The sequence below is a fragment of the Herbinix hemicellulosilytica genome, assembly GCF_002904165.1.
In the GTDB taxonomy this organism is placed as follows: domain Bacteria; phylum Bacillota; class Clostridia; order Lachnospirales; family Lachnospiraceae; genus Mobilitalea; species Mobilitalea hemicellulosilytica.
The window spans coordinates 1-4,025 of sequence record NZ_CVTD020000014.1; the positions used below are offsets into that span (position 1 = coordinate 1).

Genomic DNA, 4,025 nt, shown 5'->3' on the forward strand with positions numbered 1-4,025 from the left:
TTTAAAAATTACATATAGTGTTTAAAAGCTTCCAATACTAAATTAATAAATAATAGTCAAAAAGTGCGGATTGACGCGTATGTTAATCAAATACGTTTACCGTGGAGGTTTTTATGGAAAATTACATTATTGAAATGCTGAATATCACAAAGGTTTTTCCCGGCATTGTGGCCAACGATAACATTACTCTTAGGCTGCGTAAAGGCGAAATCCATGCCCTGCTTGGAGAAAACGGTGCCGGAAAATCTACTCTTATGAGTATTCTGTTCGGTTTGTACCAGCCGGATAAAGGTGAAATCCGCAAAAACGGCCAAGTAGTAAAAATCAACAACCCCAATGATGCCAATGCTTTAGGTATTGGCATGGTTCATCAGCATTTTAAGCTGGTGGAAATTTTTACGGTTTTGGAAAACATAATTTTAGGTGTTGAGCCTAATAAAATGGGCTTTATCAATAGAAAAGAAGCCCGAGAGAAAATTTTAAAACTTAGTGAGCAATACGGACTTAAAGTCGATCCTGATGCCATAATTGAAAATATATCCGTAGGAATGCAGCAGAGAGTAGAAATACTAAAAATGCTTTATCGTGATAATGAAATACTTATTTTCGATGAGCCTACCGCGGTTCTTACACCGCAAGAAATCGACGAACTGATGGAAATAATGAGAGGATTTGCAAAAGAGGGTAAATCCATTCTTTTCATTACGCATAAATTGAATGAGATTTTGGCGGTTGCAGACCGTTGCACAGTTCTTAGAAAAGGTAAATATGTCGGTACTGTAGATGTAAAAAATACCACAAAAGAAGAATTGTCAAAGATGATGGTAGGCCGTGAACTTGAATTTAACCTTAAAAAAGCGGATGTAAAAGCAAAAGAAACGGTATTATCAGTAAGAAATGTTTCAGTTATGTCCGAAATTCACAAAAAAACCCTTGCAGTTAAAAATGTTTCCTTTGATGTACGTGCCGGTGAAATAGTATGCCTGGCAGGTATTGACGGAAACGGCCAGACAGAACTTATATATGCCTTAACCGGTTTGCAAAAAATGCATTCCGGCCAAATCACTCTTTGCGGCAAAGACATTACAAAGGCATCAATAAGGGAACGGTCAAAGGCAGGAATGAGCCATATTCCGGAAGACAGACATAAACATGGTCTGATACTGGATTATACACTGGAAGAAAATATTGTGCTGCAAAGATATTGGCAGCCCAAGTTCCAAAGACTCGGATTTATAAAGAAAAAAGAAGTAAGAGATTACGCCAACCGTTTAATAGAACAGTATGACGTAAGAAGCGGTCAGGGTCCTATAACTGTTGTAAGAAGCATGTCGGGCGGCAACCAGCAAAAAGCAATTATAGCCCGTGAAATTGACAAAGAGCATAAGCTTTTGGTTGCAGTTCAGCCTACCAGAGGTTTGGATGTCGGTGCCATTGAATATATTCATAAGCAACTAATAGCATCCCGGGATGCGGGAAAGGCCGTATTACTGGTATCGTTCGAATTGGATGAAGTAATGAATGTAAGCGACAGAATCCTGGTTATGTATGAAGGTGAAATTGTCGGTGAACTTGATCCAAAGAAAACTACGGTTGAAGAACTGGGCCTGTATATGTCAGGTGCAAAACGGGATACAGTAAAGGAGAAGGACTATGCTTAAAAGATTGAATTCAGTTATTAAAAGTAAATCTTTTTCGGCTTTTACCTCTGCGCTTCTTGCTATATTTCTCGGATTAATAATAGGATATATAGTTATGCTTTGTGCCAGACCGGAAAAAGCTTCTGCGGCATTTGAAAAAATTCTGTTCTATGGATTTACGGATCTCGGTAATGTTTTATACTTTGCAACTCCTATAATGATGACCGGTCTTGCCGTAGGTTTTGCCTTTAAAATGGGACTTTTTAATATAGGTGCATCCGGCCAGTATACTATGGGAATGTTTTTTGCCCTGCTTGCAGGTTTCTATTTGGATCTTCCGAAAGGTATCCATTGGTTGGTATGTGTTCTTGCTGGCCTTATAGGTGGTATGCTCTGGGGTATGATACCGGGTGTATTTAAAGCATTACTTAACGTAAACGAAGTTATAACCTCAATTATGTTTAACTATATAGGAACCTATCTGGTAGATATGCTTATAAAAAGCAGTGCAAAAATGTATGTTCCTACTACAACAAGAACAGCGTATCTTCCCGCATCAGCCCAGCTTCCGTCCTTGGGAGTAAAAAATTCAAGCGTTAACATATCAATTATTATCGCAATATGCCTTGCAATATTGCTGTTTGTGATATTACACATGACCATTTTCGGTTATGAGCTGAAAGCATCCGGGTACAACAAACATGCCAGCAAATATGCCGGGATGAACGGTACAAAAAATATTATTCTTACTATGATTATTGCAGGAGGTTTGGCAGGCCTTGGCGGAGCATTTGCTATCCTTGCTCCTTCCACTATTGCCGGAAGCAGCCAGACATATGAACCTATTAACGTTATAGCCGCCAACGGTTTTAACGGTATTGCGGTTGCTTTGCTAGGTAATTCCAGTCCTATAGGTGTTATATTCTCATCAATCTTTATTTCCCATATTCAAAGGGGCGGAAGTCAGACAAGCATTCTCGGTTTTAAGCCGGAAATTATAGACGTTGTTATTTCGATTATAATTTATTTCTCGGCATTTTCGCTTATCATGAAGAATGCTATCGGCCGCATCTTTACCAAATTGCATCATAAAAAACTGGAATCCGAACAAGCAGGAGAAAAACCTCACAGTTCCTTCGTAGATCCGGCTGATGAAATAAAATCGGATTTAAAAGAATCGGTGGATATGCCTAATAATAATGAGGTTGCTTCTGATAATAACAATAATAATAATCAAGAAAAAAATATAAATAACGAAACATACGATGATACAAATAAAGATACCGATAATAAAGTAAAGGAAAAGGAGGTGTAGGTATGGATATTGTATATTATCTGGTTCAAAACACCCTTCCTGTAGCGGTTGCTTTGCTTTTAGTGGCTCTAGGCGGTATGTTTTCCGAGCGAAGCGGCGTAATTAACATAGCCCTGGAAGGTATTATGTTATTCGGAGCATATATAGGTTGTTTATTTGTATACTTTATTGAGAAAAATCCCATTCCTGCACAGGTTATATTCCTTTTGGCAATGCTTATTGCGGCTTTGGCAGGATTAATATATTCCCTGCTTTTATCCTGGGCGGCCATCAATATGAAAGCGGACCAGACTATTGTCGGTACGGCTTTAAATATGCTGGTTCCTGCAGTAATCCTGCTGTTTTCAAAAATGTTCTTTATGTCTGACGGTGTTACGACCAAAACCAGATTTTATATCAGGGAAGTAAAAGGACTCAGTAATATTCCCGTAATAGGAAAACTTTTCTTCCAAAATACTTATTTGAGTATATATATCGGAGGCCTAATTCTTATAATAGCTACCATTGTATTTTATAAGACCAGGTTTGGGCTTAGACTTAGAGCCTGCGGAGAACATCCTCAAGCTGCCGATTCTGTGGGCATTAATGTACATCGTATGCGTTATGCCGGTGTGGCAATTTCAGGTATCCTTGGCGGTATGGGAGGTTTCTTCTACGCTGTCGGTGTTACGGACGGAAATACCAACGGCCATACCGGAGTGGCAGGTTTCGGTTTCCTGGCTCTGGCGGTATTGATATTCGGACAGTGGAAACCGATTCAAATAATGTTTGCAGCCCTGTTTTTTGCATTCTTAAGAACTCTGGCATATTCGGTCGCACTGATTCCTTTCCTGAAATCCTTAAACATAAGCCAGGATTATTATAAGATGCTTCCGTATATAGCCACAATGATAGTTTTGGCCTTTACCTCAAAACGGTCCCGTGCACCTAAGGCAGAAGGTATACCTTATGATAAGGGAATGAGATAAGTTTAAAGATTATAATTTTTATTAGATAAAATAAAAAAGTTGGGATATTATTGTACCGAATGGTTTCATAAAGGAAACAGCCTTTAAAAACCAGGCTCTTTG

3 protein-coding genes are annotated in these 4,025 nt (G+C 38.8%); all 3 read left to right on the forward strand.

All coding sequences use genetic code 11. The annotated features are described in order from the left end of the window. Positions 1 to 113: 113 nt before the first annotated feature. Genes HHT355_RS05090 through HHT355_RS05100 form a run of 3 tightly spaced genes read left to right on the forward strand, consistent with a single transcriptional unit; the run spans position 114 to position 3,923 of the window. On the forward strand, positions 114 to 1,661 hold the full coding sequence (locus HHT355_RS05090) for an ABC transporter ATP-binding protein (RefSeq protein ID WP_103202353.1): 1,548 nt from the start codon (positions 114 to 116) through the stop codon (positions 1,659 to 1,661). Next, positions 1,654 to 2,955, forward strand: a complete 1,302-nt coding sequence (locus HHT355_RS05095; RefSeq protein ID WP_103202354.1) for an ABC transporter permease — start codon at positions 1,654 to 1,656, stop codon at positions 2,953 to 2,955. Before HHT355_RS05090 ends, HHT355_RS05095 begins: the two co-directional genes overlap by 8 nt. 2 nt (positions 2,956 to 2,957) lie before the next feature. After that, entirely contained in the window at positions 2,958 to 3,923 is a 966-nt protein-coding gene (locus tag HHT355_RS05100) for an ABC transporter permease (protein WP_103202355.1), read from the forward strand. Positions 3,924 to 4,025 lie beyond the last annotated feature (102 nt).